Here is a 371-nt window from a genome sequence, read left to right as displayed (position 1 = left end):
TTGATCTCACTGTTTGAACCAAATTGATCTAGGTTTGTACCTTGGTAATCTTGACCTTCAAGGTAATCCGTTGCGCCTTGCGTAATGGTGTAACCCGCCGTATTAGACTTGCGAAGACCAGCAAAGTTAAACGCGCCACTTGCGTCCGTTGTGGTGGTTAAGCTCACCGCTTCACCGTAAAGATCCTGACCCGTTAGCGTGATCTGAATACCTGCAAGCGCAAAGTCATTGCCGTTGCTTGTGCCATCTTGATTGATGTCCACAAACACACGACCTGAGATAGATTTATCACCTGAATTAAGCTGCTCTGTGAAGATAAGATCTGGAGCTGCATCGTCAGCTAATACCAATTTGATCTCACTGTTTGAACC

The 371-nt window shown here is 45.8% G+C and carries 1 protein-coding gene; it reads right to left on the bottom strand.

The window, feature by feature from the left end; translation table 11 throughout:
• A partial coding sequence (locus N477_RS01290; RefSeq protein WP_196760559.1) for an SdrD B-like domain-containing protein occupies positions 1-371 on the bottom strand: 371 nt, incomplete at both ends.

Source organism: Pseudoalteromonas luteoviolacea H33-S (assembly GCF_001625695.1).
GTDB lineage: Bacteria > Pseudomonadota > Gammaproteobacteria > Enterobacterales > Alteromonadaceae > Pseudoalteromonas > Pseudoalteromonas luteoviolacea_B.
This window is presented reverse-complemented; position numbering and strand designations above follow the sequence as displayed.